Annotated in this window: 17 protein-coding genes; 7 read left to right on the top strand and 10 right to left on the bottom strand. The window is 62.0% G+C overall.

Going from position 1 to position 19592, the window contains the following annotated elements; all coding sequences use genetic code 11:
• Positions 1-62: 62 nt before the first annotated feature.
• From mrdA to IEV40_RS12730, 4 genes are all read right to left on the bottom strand, one after another.
• Positions 63-1976 (bottom strand): penicillin-binding protein 2, encoded by a 1914-nt coding sequence (mrdA, locus tag IEV40_RS12745; RefSeq protein ID WP_188422263.1) that lies wholly within the window; start codon positions 1974-1976, stop codon positions 63-65.
• An 82-nt stretch (positions 1977-2058) separates the two neighbouring features.
• Positions 2059-2577 carry a rod shape-determining protein MreD gene (gene mreD / locus IEV40_RS12740; protein ID WP_188422261.1) on the bottom strand — a complete coding sequence of 173 codons (519 nt, stop codon included), beginning with the start codon at positions 2575-2577 and terminating at the stop codon, positions 2059-2061.
• Entirely contained in the window at positions 2574-3554 is a 981-nt protein-coding gene (gene mreC, locus IEV40_RS12735; RefSeq protein ID WP_188422259.1) for a rod shape-determining protein MreC, read from the bottom strand. The genes mreD and mreC overlap by 4 nt, the downstream gene beginning before the upstream one ends.
• A gap of 173 nt (positions 3555-3727) precedes the next feature.
• Positions 3728-4771, bottom strand: a complete 1044-nt coding sequence (locus tag IEV40_RS12730) for a rod shape-determining protein (RefSeq protein ID WP_188422257.1) — start codon at positions 4769-4771, stop codon at positions 3728-3730.
• 262 nt (positions 4772-5033) lie between these two features.
• Here IEV40_RS12730 and gatC point away from each other — a divergent pair, with 262 nt between their 5' ends.
• From gatC to gatB, 3 genes are all read left to right on the top strand, one after another.
• Entirely contained in the window at positions 5034-5336 is a 303-nt protein-coding gene (gene gatC / locus IEV40_RS12725; protein ID WP_188422255.1) for an Asp-tRNA(Asn)/Glu-tRNA(Gln) amidotransferase subunit GatC, read from the top strand.
• A gap of 70 nt (positions 5337-5406) precedes the next feature.
• A complete protein-coding gene (gene gatA, locus IEV40_RS12720; protein ID WP_188422253.1) occupies positions 5407-6867 on the top strand; it encodes an Asp-tRNA(Asn)/Glu-tRNA(Gln) amidotransferase subunit GatA in 1461 nt (486 codons plus the stop codon).
• On the top strand, positions 6842-8371 hold the full coding sequence (gatB, locus tag IEV40_RS12715; protein ID WP_371870060.1) for an Asp-tRNA(Asn)/Glu-tRNA(Gln) amidotransferase subunit GatB: 1530 nt from the start codon (positions 6842-6844) through the stop codon (positions 8369-8371). Before gatA ends, gatB begins: the two co-directional genes overlap by 26 nt.
• Positions 8372-8443: 72 nt before the next feature.
• Here the strand turns inward: gatB and IEV40_RS12710 are convergent, their stop codons facing one another.
• The 3 genes from IEV40_RS12710 to pyrE form a co-directional block, all read right to left on the bottom strand.
• Positions 8444-8761 carry a DUF805 domain-containing protein gene (locus tag IEV40_RS12710; RefSeq protein ID WP_188422249.1) on the bottom strand — a complete coding sequence of 106 codons (318 nt, stop codon included), beginning with the start codon at positions 8759-8761 and terminating at the stop codon, positions 8444-8446.
• A gap of 159 nt (positions 8762-8920) precedes the next feature.
• The gene (locus IEV40_RS12705) at positions 8921-9565 is read right to left on the bottom strand and encodes a DUF4124 domain-containing protein (protein WP_188422247.1); all 645 of its coding nucleotides are present in this window, start codon (positions 9563-9565) and stop codon (positions 8921-8923) included.
• Between the two features lie 27 nt (positions 9566-9592).
• On the bottom strand, positions 9593-10258 hold the full coding sequence (gene pyrE, locus IEV40_RS12700; protein ID WP_188422245.1) for an orotate phosphoribosyltransferase: 666 nt from the start codon (positions 10256-10258) through the stop codon (positions 9593-9595).
• 179 nt (positions 10259-10437) lie between these two features.
• Here pyrE and IEV40_RS12695 point away from each other — a divergent pair, with 179 nt between their 5' ends.
• The 3 genes from IEV40_RS12695 to IEV40_RS12685 all read left to right on the top strand — a co-directional run bounded on the left by IEV40_RS12695 (position 10438) and on the right by IEV40_RS12685 (position 14778).
• Positions 10438-11211 (top strand): exodeoxyribonuclease III, encoded by a 774-nt coding sequence (locus IEV40_RS12695; protein ID WP_188422243.1) that lies wholly within the window; start codon positions 10438-10440, stop codon positions 11209-11211.
• Between the two features lie 307 nt (positions 11212-11518).
• Positions 11519-13525 carry a PhoX family protein gene (locus IEV40_RS12690; RefSeq protein WP_188422241.1) on the top strand — a complete coding sequence of 669 codons (2007 nt, stop codon included), beginning with the start codon at positions 11519-11521 and terminating at the stop codon, positions 13523-13525.
• Between the two features lie 143 nt (positions 13526-13668).
• The gene (locus IEV40_RS12685; protein WP_229724099.1) at positions 13669-14778 is read left to right on the top strand and encodes an MFS transporter; all 1110 of its coding nucleotides are present in this window, start codon (positions 13669-13671) and stop codon (positions 14776-14778) included.
• 11 nt (positions 14779-14789) lie between these two features.
• Here the strand turns inward: IEV40_RS12685 and IEV40_RS12680 are convergent, their stop codons facing one another.
• Positions 14790-15959 (bottom strand): putative sulfate/molybdate transporter, encoded by a 1170-nt coding sequence (locus IEV40_RS12680; RefSeq protein WP_188422237.1) that lies wholly within the window; start codon positions 15957-15959, stop codon positions 14790-14792.
• Between the two features lie 253 nt (positions 15960-16212).
• Here IEV40_RS12680 and IEV40_RS12675 point away from each other — a divergent pair, with 253 nt between their 5' ends.
• Positions 16213-17595, top strand: coding sequence for an AmpG family muropeptide MFS transporter (locus IEV40_RS12675; RefSeq protein WP_188422235.1), 1383 nt, complete (start codon positions 16213-16215; stop codon positions 17593-17595).
• Between the two features lie 12 nt (positions 17596-17607).
• On the opposite strand, the gene metW is transcribed toward IEV40_RS12675, so the two are convergent.
• Both metW and metX read right to left on the bottom strand, forming a co-directional pair.
• Positions 17608-18210 (bottom strand): methionine biosynthesis protein MetW, encoded by a 603-nt coding sequence (gene metW / locus IEV40_RS12670; RefSeq protein WP_188422233.1) that lies wholly within the window; start codon positions 18208-18210, stop codon positions 17608-17610.
• On the bottom strand, positions 18207-19391 hold the full coding sequence (metX, locus tag IEV40_RS12665; protein WP_188422231.1) for a homoserine O-succinyltransferase MetX: 1185 nt from the start codon (positions 19389-19391) through the stop codon (positions 18207-18209). Before metX ends, metW begins: the two co-directional genes overlap by 4 nt.
• Positions 19392-19592 lie beyond the last annotated feature (201 nt).

Raw genomic sequence — 19592 nt, 5'->3', positions numbered from 1 at the left:
CTTTACCTCATTGCGGCGCATGCACCGCATCATTCGATTTCATCCGGCGCAACACGCGCCGGTCAATCCTCAGGTTCCTCTGCCGGCACCGGCTTGGCTTCCTTCTTGTCGGCAGGCTTGACCTCGGGCCGCTTGCCGAGCAGATAGTAATCCATCGCCGCCTTCGCGATCGGCGCCGCCGCCACCCCGCCAAAGCCACCGTTCTCGACGATCAACGCGATGGCGATACGCGGATTGTCGGCCGGCGCAAATGCCGTATATAACGCGTGATCGTGATGACGATCCCACAGCTTGGATGCATCGTACTTCTCGTTCTTCTTGATGCCGATCACCTGTGCGGTGCCGGTCTTGCCGGCCGATACGTAACCTGCGTTGGCAAACACGCGCGCCGACGTGCCTTCCTTCGTCACACCGACCATCGCACGCTTGATGAAATCGATGTTTTCCTGTTTCAGCGGAATGCGGTAGCTTTCCTTCGGTACCGTCAGCGTGCGCTCGCGCGTGGCGCCATCTTCAATCAGCTTCACCAGATGCGGCTTCATCACGATGCCGTTGTTCGCCAGCGTCGCTGTTGCATGCGCCAGCTGCAGCGGCGTAAAGGCGTTATAACCCTGGCCGATGCCGATCGAAATCGTTTCGCCGGCATACCATTTCTGCTGTTCAGGCCGGCGGTAGGCTTCCCGCTTCCATTGCGTGGACGGCAATACGCCGGTGCGCTCGTACTTTAGATCGACGCCGGTCTTCTGGCCGAAACCGAACGGCGCCATGAAATCGTGAATCGCATCGACACCGAGATCGTTGGCCAGCATGTAGTAATAGGTATCGCACGATTCGACGATGGACTTGTACATGTCGACCATGCCGTGGCCGCCTTCCTTGTCATCGCGGAAGCGGTGGCCGCCGAAAATGAAATAGCCGGGATCGGCAATCGCATCGCTCGGCTTGCGCTTGCCCAGTTCCAGCGCCGCCAGCGCCATGAAAGGCTTGAAGGTTGAACCCGGCGGATAGGTACCCGACAGCGGCCGGTTCAGCAGCGGATGATCAGGTGAATTGTTCAGCGCATCCCAGCTCTGCTGATCGATGCCTTCGATGAACAGGTTGGGATCGAAATTGGGCATCGAGACATAGGCGAGAATGTCGCCGGTCGACGGCTCGATCGCGATCAGCGCGCCGCGCCGGTTGCCGAAGGCTTGTTCGACCACTTTCTGCAATTCGATATCGACCGACAGGATCAGGTTGTCGCCGGGAATGGCCGGCGTGCGCGACAGCGTGCGCACCGGCCGCCCACCGGCGGAAACCTCGACTTCTTCGTAGCCGGTTTTGCCATGCAGCTGCCGTTCATAGCTGCGCTCCAGCCCTTCCTTGCCGATGTGCTCGGTGCCGCGGTAATTGGTCGCGTCGTCGCTGTCCTCGATTTCCTTCTCGTCGCGCTGGCTGATGCGGCCGATATAGCCGATCACATGCGAGGCTGTTTCGCCCAGCGGATACTGGCGGAACAGGCGTGCCTGAATTTCTACACCGGGGAACCGATAATGCTGCGCCGAAAAGCGCGCCACTTCCTCGTCGGTCAGGCGTACCCGAATCGGCGAACTGCCGAGATTGCGCGACTCTTCCCGCAGCTTCTTGAAACGGCTGCGGTCGCGCGGCGTGATCTCCACCAGCGTCGACAATTCGTCGATGAGGTCGTTGAGATTGCCGTTGATCTTGCTCGGCGTGATTTCCAGCGTGTAGGCGGAATAATTGCGCGCAAGCACGACGCCGTTGCGATCCAGGATCAGGCCGCGGTTCGGCACGATGGGCACCACCGATATCCGGTTTTCCTCCGCCTGCGCGACATAATCGTTGTGCTTGAAGACCTGCAGCCAGACGAAGCGCGCAAGCAGGCAGGAAAAGAATACGAACACGACCATGCCGGCCACCGACAGGCGCACACGGAAGCGATGCAGTTCGCGTTCGGTATCTTTCAGTTCAGTCATGCGCCGCCCATGCCCGACATCCGGCCAATGGCGACGGGAAGACCGTCGATGCGCCGCCTGGTGAATGCATTCGGAGTCATCGTCAGATCGGCCGCGTGTCGTCCCGGTCGACCGCCCTGCGCTGCGGCGCCAGCAGCACCCAGGTGACGACCGGCCACAGGCAGGCAGCAACGGCGCTTTCGGCGAAATACAGTACGCCGGGGAATTTGCCGCCGATCACCACGCGTACCACCACGCCGACGATCTGCGTCAGCAACAGCAGGATGAATACGTGCAGGGCCTGCGTACGCAGCGGAAACCACAGCACGCGACGGTGAATCGTGATCGCGAAATAGGACAGCAGCGTGTAAGCCAGCGCATTCTCACCCAGCACTGCCGCATCGTGCACATCCATCAGCAGGCCCATGAAGAAGGCAATGCCGATGCCTACCTTGCGCGGCTGATGCATGCTCCAGAACACCAGGATCAGCGCGACAAAATCGGGAATGCCGATCCACTGGCCCCACGGCAGCAGATTCAGCAGAAAGGCGCCGCACAGGCTCGCCGCGATGAACAGCGGACTGACAGGCAACAGGATGTCATCGGAATTGCGCGGGTTCATCGCTGTACCTTTCCGGATGCCGGCGCGGGCTGTTCCGCTTCGGGTTGCTTGATCACCGGCTCGCCGCCGCGATTGGTCGCGTGCTGCAGCAAGCCCTGCTTGCGGGTGGCCGGCCTGGATTCGCTGGGCGGCCGTGGCACGAATTTTTGCTCGGTCTGCAGGATCAGCAGATGGCGGTGCCGATCGATGCCGGCAGCCGGCACGCAGATGATGCGCGCAAACGAATCGGACTTGTTCTCGACATGCGTCACCGTCGCCACCGCCAGTCCCGGCGGGTAGACGCCGTCGATGCCCGACGTCACCAGTACGTCGCCTTCCTGGATATCGGCACTGGTCGGCATGAAACGCAGTTCCAGCAGATTGGATTGCCCGCGCCCGTAGGCCACGCTGCGCAACCCGTTGCGCACCACCTGGACCGGAATGACCTGCTCCTTGTCGGTCAGCAGCGTGACTTCGGAAGTAAACGGAAACACGCGCGTGACCTGTCCGACGACGCCGACATGGTCGATGACCGGTTCGCCCGGTTCGACATCGCCATTCTGGCTGCCGCGATCCAGCAGGATCTTGCGGGTGAAGGGATCGCGTGCGTCGTACAGGATTTCACCCAGCACGGATTTCACCGGCAATTGCTGGCTCATGCCCAGCAGATTGCGCAATTGCTCGTTCTCGGCCAGCAACTGTTGGCCCTGCTGCAATGCGCGGGCATCCGTCGTCTGCTGCAACCGCAACTGGGCGTTCTCGTGCTGCAGATCGGATACCGATGTGAAATAGCCGGCCACGTAGCGAAAGCCGTCGCGCGGCGCCAGCGCCACGACCTGCAGCGGATACAGCGCTGTGGAAACGACCTGACGCACGACGCTGAGCGCGCGCACATGCGAATCGACCGTCAGCAAAATCAGGGCAATCAGGGCGAAGAACACCATCTTTGCGCGGGCCGAGGCGCCCTGCTTGAAAAGTGGTGGCGGACTGTATTCCATTTATTGACTGACGAATTGCCTGACGAGTCTGCGGGGAAAGCCCAAAACGCAATCTGAAACAAAACGCCGCGTCGGGGAAACCTCCCCGGCCGCGGCGCATCCTGCCTCGGTTGCTGCTGTCTTCATCGCATCATGCATGGTGTGGCGTCTGATGGAGAAGTATTACGGGGAAATTATTCGTTGGAGAAGATGGAACCGAGCTTGTCCATGCGCTCCAGCGCCATGCCGGAACCGCGCACCACACAGGTCAGCGGATCTTCGGCGACGATGACCGGCAGGCCGGTTTCTTCCATCAGCAGGCGATCCAGATCGCGCAACAGCGCGCCGCCGCCGGTCAGCATCATGCCTTTTTCGGCAATGTCGGCACCGAGTTCCGGTGGCGTCTGTTCCAGCGCGTTCTTGACGGCCGATACGATGTTGTTCAGCGGATCGGTCAGCGCTTCGAGGATCTCGTTGCTGGAAATCGTGAACGAGCGCGGAATGCCTTCGGACAGGTTGCGGCCCTTGACTTCCATCTCGCGCACTTCGGAGCCGGGGAAGGCGGAACCGATTTCCTTCTTGATCGCTTCGGCGGTCTGTTCGCCGATCAGCATGCCGTAGTTGCGGCGGATGTAGTTGACGATCGCTTCGTCGAACTTGTCGCCGCCAACGCGGATCGAACCCTTGTAGACCATGCCGCCCAGCGAGATGATGCCGACTTCAGTCGTGCCGCCGCCGATATCGACCACCATCGAACCGGTCGCATCCGACACCGGCAGGCCGGCGCCGATTGCCGCAGCCATCGGCTCTTCGATCAGGTAGACCTGCGCGGCGCCGGCGCCCAGTGCCGATTCGCGGATCGCGCGGCGTTCAACTTGCGTCGAACCGCAAGGAACGCAGATGATGATGCGGGGAGAAGGCTTGAACAGCTTGGTGTCGTGCACCATGCGGATGAACTGCTTGAGCATCTGCTCGGTGACGGTGAAATCGGCGATCACGCCGTCCTTCATCGGGCGGATCGCCTCGATATTGCCCGGCACCTTGCCCAGCATCTGTTTTGCTTCCTTGCCGACCGCCATGATGGTCTTCTTGGCATTCGGACCGCCTTGCTGGCGGATGGCGACAACCGACGGCTCGTCGAGCACGATGCCGGCGCTGCGTACATAGATCAGCGTGTTGGCGGTGCCGAGGTCGATTGCGAGGTCATTCGAGAAGTAACTGCGTAAAAATCCAAACATGAATTGTCCTGATGCGCAGCAGTCGTGCGCGAAAGTGTGAAAAGGATTTTTCGTGCCGCGAGGCCGGACATCGCAGGATGTCGGCGCCAGCAGGGCATTAACCAAGTATTCTACCTTATAATTTACAGGAAACCGGGCAGCAAAAATCGTAAAAATCCGTGACAGCCGCACCGTTTTCGCGGGATGCGCCAATACCGGATGCGCCTTCACCCGCTCCTTCGTTCAACCCCTTTTTGACCGGCGGCCCGACCGCTTTTTCGCCATGTCCCTCGACCTTTCCGATGTCAAACGCCTATCCACGCTCGCGCAGATCGAGCTGACCGAAGCCGAATCCGCCCGTACGCTGGACAAGCTCAATGGCATCTTCTCGCTGGTCGAGGAACTGCGCGCAGTCGACACCACCAGCATCGCGCCGCTGAACCATCCGATCGCCGCCGCCCAGCCCGCACTGTCGCTGCGCCTGCGCGACGACGTTGCCAGCCAGCCGAACCGCCGCGACGATTACCAGCAGGTCGCCCCTGCCACGCAGGACGGTCTCTACCTGGTGCCCAAGGTGATCGAATAACACCCGGATAAGGTCCAGAACAACCGCGCATTTCCGACCGGCGCCTTGCGCCATGTACACAGACATCACCATGCATAACAAGACTCTCAAGGAACTCTCCGCGCTGCTGCAGGCCAAGGAAATCTCTGCCGCCGAGCTCGCCGAACTGTTTCTGCTGCGCATCGAAAAAAGCGATCTCAACGCCTTCCTTCACGTCGACCGCGACTTCACGCTGCAGCAGGCAAAGGCCGCCGACGCGCGCCTGGCCGACGGCACCGCGACCGCGCTGACCGGCATTCCGATCGCGCACAAGGACATTTTCGTCACGCGCCACTGGCGTTCGACCGCCGCATCGAAGATGCTGGAGAACTACGTCAGCCCGTTCGACGCCACCGTGGTCGAGCGCTTCAACCAGGCCGGCGCCGTCACGCTCGGCAAACTGAATTGCGACGAGTTCGCGATGGGTTCGTCGAACGAGAATTCGCATTTCGGCGCAGTGAAAAATCCGTGGGACAAGGCAGCGATTCCGGGTGGTTCGTCCGGCGGTTCCGCCGCCGCCGTCGCCGCGCGCCTGGCGCCGGCCGCCACCGGCACCGATACCGGCGGCTCGATCCGTCAGCCGTCCGCGCTGTGCGGCATCACCGGCATCAAGCCGACCTACGGCAGCGTGTCGCGCTTCGGCATGATCGCGTTCGCCTCGTCGCTCGATCAAGGCGGCCCGATGGCCAAGACGGCCGAGGATTGCGCGCTGCTGCTGAACGCGATGGTCGGCTTCGACGAACGCGATTCGACCAGCGTGGAACGTCCGCAGGAAGATTTCACGCGCGACCTGAACGCCAGCCTGAAAGGCCTGAAGATCGGCGTGCCGCGCGAATACTTCGGCGAAGGCCTCGCATCCGACGTCGAACAGGCAGTGCGTGCTGCGCTGGCCGAATACGAAAAACTGGGCGCGACGCTGGTCGACATTTCGCTGCCGAAAACCAAGCTGTCGATCCCTACCTACTACGTGATCGCACCGGCCGAAGCGTCGTCCAACCTGTCCCGCTTCGACGGCGTGCGCTACGGCCATCGCGCCAAGGAATACAAGGATCTGGTCGACATGTATCGCAAGACGCGCGCCGAAGGCTTCGGCGACGAAGTCAAGCGCCGCATCCTGGTCGGTGCCTACGTGCTGTCGCACGGCTACTACGATGCCTACTACCTGCAGGCGCAAAAGCTGCGCCGCCTGATCGCCGACGATTTCCGCAATGCATTCACGCAGTGCGACGTCATCATGGGACCGGTCACGCCAACCGTCGCCTGGGACCTCGGCGACAAGGCCGACGATCCGGTCGCCAACTATCTGGCCGACATCTACACGCTGTCGACCAGCCTGGCTGGCCTGCCGGGCATGTCGATTCCCTGCGGCTTCGGCCAGGGCGACAAGAACGGCAAGCGCCCGGTCGGCCTGCAGTTGATCGGCAACTATTTCGCCGAAGCGAAACTGCTGAACGTCGCACACCAGTACCAGCAGGCGACCGACTGGCATCTGCGCCAGCCGGCCGACGCCTGATCGGCATCCGAATGAGACACGCAAATCAGCGAGTGAGGAAAACATGCAGTGGGAAGTAGTGATCGGTCTGGAAACGCACGCGCAGTTGACGACCAACAGCAAGATCTTCAGCGGTTCGCCGACGCAGTTCGGCGCCGAGCCGAATACACAGACGTCGCCGGTCGACCTGGCGCTGCCGGGCGCATTGCCGGTGATGAACCGCACTGCCGTCGAACGCGCAATTCAGTTCGGCCTGGCGATTGGCGCGCACATCGCGCCGACGTCGGTGTTCGCGCGCAAGAATTATTTCTACCCTGACCTGCCCAAGGGCTACCAGATCAGCCAGATGGATCTGCCTGTCGTGCAGGGCGGCACCATCTCGTTCCCGCTGGAGATCGACGGCAAGACCGAGATCAAATCCGTCACGCTGACGCGCGCGCATCTGGAAGAAGATGCAGGTAAATCGCTGCACGAGGATTACCACGGCATGAGCGGCATCGACCTGAACCGCGCCGGCACGCCGCTGCTGGAAATCGTCACCGAGCCGGACATGCGCAGCGCCGCCGAAGCGGTCGCCTATGCGAAGGCATTGCACACGCTGGTGACCTGGCTTGGCATCTGCGACGGCAACATGCAGGAAGGCTCGTTCCGCTGCGACGCCAACGTCTCGGTGCGCCCGATGGGCCAGAAGGAATACGGCACGCGCTGCGAGATCAAGAACCTGAACTCGTTCCGCTTCCTCGAAGACGCGATCAACTACGAAGTGCGCCGCCAGATCGAACTGATCGAGGATGGCGGCCGCGTGGTGCAGGCCACGCGCCTGTATGATCCCGACAAGCGCGAAACGCGCGAGATGCGCAGCAAGGAAGATGCGCAGGATTACCGCTACTTCCCCGACCCCGACCTGCCGCCGCTGGTCATCGCCGACGAATGGATCGCGCGCGTGAAAGCCGCGATGCCGGAACTGCCGGGAGCGATGCGCGAACGCTTCGTGCGCGACTACGGCCTGTCCGACTACGATGCTTCGGTGCTGACACAATCGAAGGCGATGGCGAACTACTTCGAACAGGTCGTCGCCGCTGCCGGCAACGAGCAGGCCAAACCCGCCGCCAACTGGCTGATGGGTGACGTCTCGTCAACGCTGAACCGCGAAGGCATCGAGATCGACGCGTCACCGGTCGCACCGGCACAATTCGCGCTGCTGCTCAAACGCATCGCCGACGGCACGATCTCGAACAAGATCGCGAAGGAAGTGTTCGGCGGCATGTGGGAAGCGAAATCGGACAGCGCGACGCTGGCCGACGAGATCATCGAAGCCAAGGGTCTGAAGCAGATTTCCGATAGCGGCGCATTGGAAAAAATCGTCGACGACGTATTGGCCGCCAATGCCAAATCGGTGGCGGAATACCGCGCCGGCAAGGAACAGGCCATCAACGCGCTGATGGGACAAGCGATGAAAGCCAGCCGCGGCAAGGCCAATCCGGCGCAGCTGACTGAACTGCTAAAGAAAAAACTGGCCGGTTGAGCAAGGCACCGCTCCATGAAAAAAGCGCACCCGAGGGTGCGCTTTTTTTGTATCCGAATCCGTGAGCAGCGCTCAACCGAAACGCGTCGTTTCCTTGCCTGGCTGCGCGCACCAGTAGACGACGATGATCCAGCCGATGAATGGAATCAGGCCGATCAGTTGCCACCAGCCACTGCGGTCGATGTCATGCAGGCGCCGTGCGGTGACGGCGATATTGGGCAGAATCATCGCCAGCGAGAACAGTTGCGCCAGCCTTTCGTTGATGCTGCCGAGCACGATGCCGACGACAATGACGAACAAGACCCACCACCAGAATTCCGACCGCGTTGCGCGGCCATTGAAATCGGCGTATTTCCTGAAACAGGTGCGAATCGATTCGGCGAATGTCATGGTTGCCCTCCATTGTGCCCGGACCTGTTCCGGGATTCCGCATAATACGACGCGCAAGGCGCCGCAGGGCATCCCATGCGCATGAGAGTTCGAAGAATCGGCTTTCGCGGGAAATTCGGGAAGGCCGGGAAGGTCGCGGCGAGCCGGATGGATTCCTGATTATCGGCTGGCCGATTCCGCCGGCAACGACTGTCCGACGATCTTCCGGTAGCGCCGCAGCACCGCATCGTACTTCGCATTGATCTGGGCCAGCGCGATCTCGTTGTCGCGCAATGCCGCTTTCTGCACGCGTACGTTTTCCAGTGCCTTGGCCAGTTTGTCGCGCATGGCAGGCGGTATCTTGCCCTTGTCCTGCCGCGCATCGACGGCGGCCTGGGTCGCCTGCCATTCCGTCTCTGCCGCAGCCAGTTCCTTCTTCTGCTGCACGATCTGTTCGTTCGTTGCCGCACCGGCGCGCTTGCGTGCAACGCCAATATCGTCCTCGCTACGGTAGCGGGCCAGCAGTGCGCGATCGCTGCGCTTCTGTTCTTCGAGCGCGGCAAGTTCGTCCTGGCGCTGCTGTTCCTGCAAGGCTTGCGCGCGTTTCTGCTCGGGCGTCAGCGGCGCGGCGATTTCCCGTTTCAGCACGCCGTTGCTGCCGTATTCACGCAACGGCCGGTTCGCACACTCCGAAATCGGACGGTCGGACGTGAAGGTGCGGCCGTTCGCGTCCTTGCACATGTAGAACGTGCCGGCATGCGACGATGCCGCACAAAACAGCGACAGCAACGACAACAAACGCAGCGTTCTTACCGCAGCTTGCATTCCACTCCTCCCACAGAAAAACGACGATCAACTCACGCCGTACTTTCTGCGGTACGCCGCGATCGCTTCCTTGTACTGCGCCTGCTCCGTTCCCGCGCCGGCGTTCGAGATGTATTCGAACAGGTCGGACAGGTTGCCGATCGAAATCACCGGCATGCCGTAAGTATTGCTGACATCCTGCACCGCCGAATGCGCGGACAGCGCATCGTCCTTGCCGGAACGCTCCATGCGGTCCAGCGCGATCAGCACCGCACATGGCGTCGCGCCCGCCGCGCGGATCATGTCGACCGATTCGCGCACCGAGGTGCCCGCCGAAATCACGTCGTCGATGATCACCACGCGGCCTTCCAGCCTGGCGCCGACGATGGTGCCGCCTTCGCCGTGATCCTTGGCTTCCTTGCGGTTGAACGCAAACGGCACGTCGCGGCCGCGATTCGCCAGCGCCACCGCGGTGGCCGACGCCAGCGTGATGCCCTTGTACGCCGGCCCGAACAGCATGTCGAACTGCAGGCCGGAATCGATCAGCGTCTGCGCGTAGAAATCCGCAATGCGCGCCAGCGTGCCGCCCTGGTTGAACAAGCCGGCATTGAAAAAATACGGCGACGTCCGTCCCGCCTTGGTGACGAATTCGCCGAAGCGCAATACGCCGGCGTCGACCGCAAATCTGATGAATTCCTGCCGCAAATTGTTCAAGACGACCTCATGACGAAAGAAAAAGTGACGAAATTTGTCGCTACTGCCGCGACGAAGGCCACATTTTAAATCGTTATCGGACGATTCTCGCTGTCAATGCAAAGGCCGTGCCTGTCGGCCCAGCGCATCGCCGCCGCCGAATCGGGTATCCTGTGCCCCTCTATTTTTGCGACGACACCATGAAAATCATCTCCGCCAACCTGAACGGCATCCGTTCGGCCGCCAGAAAAGGCTTCTTTCCGTGGATGGACAAGCAGAATGCCGATTTCATCTGCGTGCAGGAACTGAAGGCGCAGGCGACCGACATGACGACAGAATTCCTGACGCCGGAAGGCTATCGCGGCTATTTCCACTATGCGGAGAAAAAGGGCTATTCCGGCGCCGGCGTCTATTGCCGCAGCGAGCCGGACAACGTGCAGATCGGCTTCAACTGCCCGGAATTCGATGCCGAGGGTCGCTACGTGCAATGCGATTTCGGCAAACTCAGCGTGATCTCGGTCTATTGCCCGTCCGGCTCGTCGAGCGAGGAACGGCAGCAGGCAAAGTTCCGTTTCATGGACCTGTTCCTGCCGCACCTGATCGAATTGAAGGCGTGCGGACGCGAGTTCGTCATCTGCGGCGACTGGAACATCGCGCACAATGAAATCGACCTGAAGAACTACAAGGGCAACCGCAAGAATTCCGGCTTCCTGCCGGAAGAGCGCGCATGGCTGACGCGCCTGTTCGACGAAGTCGGCTTCGTCGACGTGTTCCGCCGCATCGACGTGCGCCCCGAGCAATATACGTGGTGGAGCAACCGCGGCCAGGCCTGGGCCAAGAACGTCGGATGGCGCATCGATTACCAGATCGCCACGCCGGACTTCGCCGGCACCGCGCAGAGCGTCTCCATCTACAAGGACGAACGCTTCAGCGATCACGCGCCGCTGACTATCGATTACGACTGGCAGCTTTGAGCATTCCCGCCGCATCGGATCACAAGTCACGCTGCTGACCTTGCATGATCTGATGCGGCGGCGGCAATGACGGCATTCACCGCGTCGCCATTTTCCTCCGCACTTCAATTTCTACATCTCAATCTCCGCACTTCAAAACACGTCACAACGCCGCATTGGAGTGTGCGCGCCTTCCTGCGCAGCAACTTCATCAAATCGTCATATCGCATTCCTATAATCCGCTCACCCAAACCCGGATTATCCTGAGCGTCTGTCGGCCGCGGCCGGCCCGCATCCAGACATGTGCTCCCAGCCAACGGAACCCCTTATGTCAGACCTTGCCATCCCTTCACGTCGCAAAGCGCTGAAACTGCTCTCTGCCGTACCATTGCTTCCGCTCGGATCGATGGCAACCGCTTCGCTGCTTGCCGGCTGCAGCAACATCGGCCGCGCCGCTTCCGGTACGGCCGGCTACGCCGCCACATCCTTCACCGCGATGGCAGCGCCCACGGATGCCGCCGCGATGGCGACAACGACCGTGGGTTCCGTCATGAACGTCCATTTCAGCGACGACACGGTGCGACGCTACAAACTCGCCTACCAGCCGTTCTTCCTGACCGGCACCGAAGTGCCGAAGCAGGGCGGCGGTATCATCGTTGCCGGCGGCTACTACGACATTCACAACAAGCCGATCATGGATACGTCCGGCGCCACGCCGCGCCAGTATTTTTCCGATTCGCCGGACGGTACCTCGCTGCTCGCCCTGCCGAATCCGACCGTACCCGGCATCAAGGGCAAGGCCGTGTTCGCCGTCGTGCAGTTCGAATACACGAGCAGCGATGCGGCCGGCAAAGACATCTACGGCCAGCTGCCGTCGCCGATCGCCGTGCTGACGCTGGACCAGGATCAGTCCACCGGCAAGCTGACGCTGGTGCAGTATCACAATGTCGATACCTCCGGCGTGCATGGCCTGTGGATCACCTGCGGCGCCAGCCTGTCGCCCTGGGGCACGCACCTGTCGAGCGAGGAATACGAACCGAACGTGCCCTTCCTCGACGCACCCGCCGGCAATCGCAACAACACCTCGCCGTATTTCAACAGCTTCAGCCTGCACACGTTCAAAGCCGCCTACGGCACGCCCGGTGGTGCCAACCCGTACCACTACGGTCACGTGCCGGAAGTCACCGTCCATCCGGACGGCAGCGGCAGCATCAAAAAGCATTACTGTCTGGGCCGCATCTCGCACGAACTGATCCAGGTGATGCCGGACGAGCGCACCGTACTGATGGGCGACGACTACACGAACGGCGGCCTGTTCATGTTCGTGGCCGACAGAAAGAAAGATCTGTCGGCCGGCACGCTGTACGTCGCCAAACTGACTTCCAGCCTGACGCTGGACACCGCGTCCGCCGGCGCGACGCTCGGCTGGATCAAGCTCGGCCACGCGACCAGCGACGAGATCGAAGCACTGATCGACAGCGGCATCCGGCTGGACGACTTCATGCATGTGACCGATACGGACATGCGCGCCGATCCGGGCTACACGAAGATCTTTGCCGACAAGAATGCCAACTGGGTGAAGCTGGTCGACCCCGCCGATGCCAGGCTGGTGAAGGCCGCCGCCTTCCTCGAAACCCATCGCTACGCCAACCTGAAAGGCGCCAGCATGGGCTTCACGAAACTGGAAGGCACGACCGTCAACATCAAGGACAAGATCGCCTACTCGGCGCTGCAGAATATCCAGGATTCGATGATCGCCGGCCACGCCGCCAACCGCCCCGAGACCAACATCGCCTTGCCGCAAGCCTTGCGCTCCGGCGGCGTATTCGCACACGACCTGGCCGGCGGCCAGCACGATACCGACGGTGCGGCTATCGACAGCGAATGGGTACCCGCCCGCACGCGCGCGCTGCTGTTGGGTGAAGACATCGCCGCCGATGCACTGGGCAACAAATCGAACCCGGACAAGATCGGCAATCCGGATAACCTGAAGTTTTCCGAGAAGATGCGCACGCTCTTCATCGGCGAAGACAGCAGCCGCCATACCAACAACTTCCTGTGGGCCTACCACGTCGACACCGGCAAACTGTCGCGCCTGATGTCGCTGCCGGCCGGCGCCGAATCCACCGGCCTGCATGCGGTCGACGAAATCAACGGCTGGACCTACATCATGAGCAATTTCCAGCATCCGGGCGAAGGCACCGCCAAAGCCGCCATCGCGGACAAACGCCTGCGCGCCGACGTCGTCACCGCGATCGACCAAAACTACGGCAACAAATATCAGGCCGCCGTCGGCTACCTGACCGCGGATCCGCTCCAACCGAAATTGTCCTGAACCGAACTTCGTTTTCGCGTCATCCGAAGCAGCGCCCTTGATGCAACGTCAAGGGCGCTGCTTTATCGACAGCAGCACGGCCTGTCCCGCACTACAATCCCTCCTTTACCAGGACGCTTCGCCTCATGCCCGTTTCATCCCGTTTGCGAACAATCGCAACACCTTTCCTCTTCATCCTGCTCGGCATCATCTATGCATCGTGGGCGGCACGCATTCCGGCGATCCGCGACGGCCTGCAACTGACGCCGGCGCAACTGGGCATCGTGCTGCTGGGCGGTGGCTTCGGCGCCGTCGCCTCGTTCCCGCTGGCGGCCGGCATGGTCGCGCGCTACGGTGCGCGGCGCGCCGCCTGGTATGCCGGCCTCGCACTGATCGCCGTTCTGCCGTGCACGGCACTGGCACCCAACATGCCGCTGCTGGTGATGGCCGTCGTCGTGCTGGGCGGCGGTTCGGGCTGTTTCGACGTTGCCATCAATGCGCTCGGCACGGCACAGGAAAAATCCGCCGGACGTTCGACGATGTCGCTGCTGCACGCGTGGTTCTGCGTCGGTACGCTGTCGGGCGCGCTGCTGGGCAGCCTGCTGGCCGGCCTCGCGATCACGCCGCCCGTGCATTTCCTTGCAATCTCGCTGCTGCTGTTGCCGCCGCTGACGATCGCCTACCGCGCCTTGCCGCCGGATCGCGTCGAGCCGGAACCGGGACATGCCTTGTTCGCGATCGCGCACGGGCCGGTCATTGCGCTGGGCCTCATCGGTTTCTGCGGCGCGGTGGCAGAAGGCTCGATCGCCGACTGGAGCGGCGTATTCATGACGGACGAATTGCATGTGCACGATGGCGTGGCGCCGCTGGCGTTCGCCGGCTTCGCCTGTCTGATGCTGCTGGCGCGGCTGGTCTGCGATCCGCTGAAGGATCGCTTCGGCGCGCGTCGCGTGGTGTCGCTGGGCGCGCTGCTGGCGGCGTTCGGTATCTTCATCGCGACGCTGGCATTGAACGTGCCGCTGACGATCGCCGGTTTCGCGCTGGCCGGTTCGGGACTGGCGGCCGTCTTTCCGTTCACGTTCAGCGCGGCCGGCCGGCACGGCTCGACGGCGCTGGCGGCGGTCGCCACCTTCAGCTACAGCGGCGGCCTGCTCGGCCCGCCGGTGGTCGGCTTTCTCACGCAGGGATGGGGATTGCAGGCCGGCATCGCTTTCATCGGCGTACTGGCCGTGGCCATCGCGATTGCCGCCAGCCGGGCACGCTGGCTGGAGTAATTGAAAGCTATCTAGAAATGCAGCCAGCCGCGGCGCTGCATGTGATGCAATCCCAGGCCGGCCACGAAGCCGATGCCGACATTCCACATGCACAGCGCAGCCGTCAGCAGCACGACGACACGGCCGCCGCGTTCCTCCGGAAAGACGCTGCTGCCCAGCGCCAGTTGCGCGCCGGTCAGGAACAGGATCACGCCCAGCACGGCAATCGGAAACAGGCGGAACAGCAGCTCGACCGAACCGCTGAAGAAGAAAGCCAGCACCAGCAGCACGCAACCGAGGATCACCGGCGCGCCGCCGGTGCGCGCGCCAAACGCGATATGCCCGGCCATGCCGCCGGCGCCGTGGCACATCGGCACACCGCCGACCGTTGCGCTGAACAGATTCATGATGCCGGTCGAAACAGCGACGCCGCTCTCGCTGACCGGACGATCCGGAAACAGCCGGTTGTTCTCTTCCCTGATCGCGATCACCGCATTGCCAAGCGTCAGCGGCACCTGCGGCAAGGCCAGCAGCACGATGCCGACGAAGAGCTGGTTCCACGTCAGGTCCGTCAACGCAAAGCTCGGCGCATGAAAGGCAGCGCCGGCTTGCAACAGCGACGTCAGTGCCTGCGGATCGCGGGAAGCGCCGACGGCAATGCCGAACGTCAGCAGCACGAACATCGCCGGCACGCTGCGACTGCGCATCAGCAGCACGGTGCCGATGCCGCCGATCGCGGCAATCGTCCAGTCGTTGTGCATCATGCGCACGCCTTCCAGCATGAAGCCGAAACCGAGGCCGAACACGATGCCGGTCACCACGGTCGGCGGCACCAGCCGCGCTACGCGCGCAGCCAGTCCGCTCAGCCCCAGAAACAGCCAGATGACACCGGTCGCCAGCGCCGCGCTGTAGACGGCCGCCGACGTGACGGTCGCCGTCTGCACCGCTTGCAGGGCAGCGACCGCACCGATCGCCTTCATCGGCTGCACCGGGAACGGCGTGCGGTAATAGAGTCCGCACACCAGCATCGCGGCACCGAACGCGAACAGCACGCCGAACGGATCCATCTTCAGCACGCCGATGTAGGCCGCGACGAACGGGATCAGCGTGCCGAGATCGCCGAAGGCGCCGGCCCATTCCATGCGGTCGAAACGGTTGCGCCGCGGCTGTGCTGCAGAAGAAGGAAGATCCGGTTCGCTCATGGATAAGCTGGCTGCCTCGCGAAAGGTGTGAAGGAAATGCCAAGGATGCGCCATGATAAATCGTAAAGAGCCGCGTGTAATGAACGGCACGCAATGACCGGCGTGCAATAACCCGCAGGCTCCCCCGTACGACAAGCCGCGCGGCCATGGTCATGCTCGCTTGCCGCATCCCGGCGCTTGTGTCAGCATCGCACACTGCCGGCCACATGCCGGCGCTTCATTCGATCCCGCACTCGACCCTGGACAGGCAGACATGATTTTTCGCAACAGCGGCGCAGCAAGACGTGCCTGGTGGGACACGCTGAAGGTCTACCGCGAACCCGCCGCGCTGCGCATGCTGTTCCTCGGCTTTTCCGCCGGCCTGCCGCTGATGCTGGTGCTGGGTACGCTCAGCTTCTGGCTGCGCGAAGCCGGCATCGACCGCAGCACCATCGGCTACCTGAGCTGGGTCGGCCTCGCCTATGCGTTCAAGTGGGCATGGGCGCCGCTGGTCGATCGCCTGCCGATACCGTTTCTGACACGCACCATGGGCCGCCGCCGCAGCTGGCTGCTGTTGTCGCAACTGGCGATCATGGCCGGGCTCGTCGGCATGGCGACCAACGATCCGCATACGGCACTGGAGCCGGTCGTCTGGTGCGCATTGATGGTGGCTTTTGGCTCCGCCACGCAGGATATAGCGCTCGACGCCTTTCGCATCGAATCGGCCGCTACCGACAAACAGGCGGCGCTGGCGGCCAGCTACCAGACCGGCTACCGGCTGGCGATGATCTGGGCCGGCGCCGGCGTACTGTGGATTGCCGCGCGCGCCGAAGTGGCCGGCATAGACGGGTATCAACAAGGTGCATGGCGCGTCGCCTATCTGGCGATGGCAGCCTCGATGCTGGTTGGCACGATCACGGTTTTCCTGTCGCCGGAACCGGCGCGCCGGCTGCTGCCGCCAGCCAAGAATGCGGCGGCCTGGCTGGATGATGCCGTCATCGGCCCGTTCCGCGATTTCCTGGTCCGTTATCGCTGGCAGGCCGTCACCATCCTCGCGCTGATCGCGATCTATCGCATCAGCGACGTGGTGATGGGCATCATGGCCAATCCGTTCTATGTCGACATGGGTTACACGAAGGATGAAGTGGCGGCCGTGACCAAGGTGTTCGGCATCGTGATGACGCTGGCCGGCGCCTTCATCGGCGGCGCACTGTCGATACGCTTCGGCATGATGCGCATTCTCGCGCTGGGTGCGGTACTGAGTGCGCTGACCAATCTGCTGTTCGCGTGGCTGGCGGGACATGGCCATGACGTGACGGCACTGGTGGCGGTGGTGTCGGCAGACAATCTGGCCAGCGGCATCGCCAGCGCCGCCTTCATCGCCTATCTGTCGAGCCTGACCAACATCAGCTATTCGGCCACGCAATACGCGCTGTTCAGCTCGATCATGCTGCTGCTGCCGAAATTCCTGGCCGGCTATTCGGGCGTCTATGTGGATGCCTTCGGCTACGCCAACTTCTTCACCGGCACCGCACTGCTCGGCGTGCCGGTCATCATCCTGCTATGGCTTGCCTCGCGTATCGTTCCTTCTACCAGTGCAATGGTGGAAGGCGATGCGGCGAAAAACGATGCGGCAGAAGACAGCGATCCGATTTAAAAGAAGTAACGCCTAGATTTTCCGCAAACGAAATACCGCGAGGCTGCCGCGCCAGTTCGGCAGAAATTGTACCGGCTTGCCGTCATCCAGCGCCACGCATTCGACGACCTGCAGGCCGACTTCGGCTGCCAGTTCTTCGAAATCGCGGATCGTCGCGCAGCGCAGGTTGGGCGTGTCGTACCAGTCGTACGGCAGGCTTTTCGATACCGGCATGCGGCCGCGCAGCAATGCAATGCGATGCGGCCAGTAGGCAAAATTCGGGAACGACACGATCGCATCGCGGCCGACGCGCGCGATGTCGCGCAGCACGCCTTCCACGTTCTTCATCATCTGCAATGCGGACAGGCAGAGCACCGTGTCGAAGGCGTTGTCGTCGAAGATGGACAGGCCCGATTCCAGATCGCGCTGGATGACCTGCACGCCGCGCGCGATGCATTTTGGAATCATCACGTCGTCGATCTCGATGCCGTAGCCGCTGCAGTCCTTGTCCGTCTGCAGATAGTCGAGCATCACACCGTCGCCGCAGCCGAGATCCAGCACATGCGATTCCTTCTTCACCCAGTGTGCGATGAAGGCAAGGTCCGGACGGAAGCCGCTCAATTCCCCGAAGTTCATGCGCGCGCTCCTTCCGTCGTGTTTTTCGGCTGTAGTTGCGGCTGCTGTTGCTGCTGCTGCATCTGCTGCCACATGTTGCCGAAATAGGAACGCACAGCATTCATGTAACGCGCATCGTCCAGCAGGAAGGCGTCGTGGCCGTGCGGCGCATCGATCTCGGCGTAGCTCACCTTGCGGCGATTGTTGACCAGTGCCTCGACGATCTCGCGGCTGCGCTCGGGCGCAAAACGCCAGTCGGTCGTGAACGAGACGAGCAGGAATTCCGCTTGCGTGTTTTCCAGCGTCTTCGTCAGGTCGCCGCCGAAATCACGGGCCGGATCGAAATAATCGAGTGCCTTCGTGATCAGCAGATAGGTATTCGCATCGAAGTATTCGGAAAACTTGTCGCCCTGATAGCGCAGATACGATTCGATCTCGAAATCGATGCCGTAACCGAACTGGTATTTGCCGGAGCGCAGGTCGCGGCCGAACTTGGCGGCCATCACATCGTCCGACAGATAGGTGATATGGCCGATCATGCGCGCCACGCGCAGGCCGTTCTTCGGCACCACACCGTGCGCGTAGAAATCGCCGCCATGAAAATCCGGATCGGTCAGAATCGCCTGCCGCGCCACGTCGTCAAACGCGATGTTCTGCGTCGACAATTTGGGCGTCGATGCGATCACGATGCAATGCCGCAGGCGCTGCGGAAACAGGATGCTCCAGCTCAGCGCCTGCATGCCGCCGAGCGAACCGCCCATCACAGCCGCGAATTGTTCGATGCCCAGACGATCGGCCAGGCGCGCCTGCGCCTGCACCCAGTCTTCCACCGTGATGACCGGGAAGTGCGCACCATAAGGTTTGCCGGTCGCCGGATTGGTGTGCATCGGGCCGGTCGAGCCGAAACAGGAACCGAGATTGTTGACGCCGATGACGAAGAATTTGTCGGTATCCACCGGCTTGCCGGGGCCGACCATGTTGTCCCACCAACCGACGCTGCTTGCATCCTCGCCGTAACGGCCGGCGATGTGATGCGAGGCATTCAGCGCATGGCAGATGAGAATGGCATTCGAGCGATCCGCATTCAGCGTGCCGTAGGTTTCGTAGACGAGCGTGTAATCGGCAATCTCCGCACCGCTCTGCAACGGTAGCGGTTCGGGGAAGAACATCGATTGCGGGGAAACGATTCCGAGAGAACTCATGTTATCCATCAGGAGAAACGCCATTCGACGTGCAGGCCACGGTTTCCCGATTTGCAAAAAATTGCGCAAAAAACAAAAAAGCCCGACGGCGCTTGGACGTTCGGGCTAATTCGGGACTCGTTTCGAGCACGCGCTTTAGCCGTATTTGTTGTGCGCCCGCAAGCTGGTGTCAAATCGGCGCAATGACGTAAGAATAAACAA

This window comes from Oxalicibacterium solurbis, from assembly GCF_014635845.1.
In the GTDB taxonomy this organism is placed as follows: Bacteria; Pseudomonadota; Gammaproteobacteria; order Burkholderiales; family Burkholderiaceae_D; genus Oxalicibacterium; species Oxalicibacterium solurbis.
The sequence above is the reverse complement of the archived record's forward strand: the minus strand, read 5'-3'. Positions and strand labels throughout refer to the sequence as shown.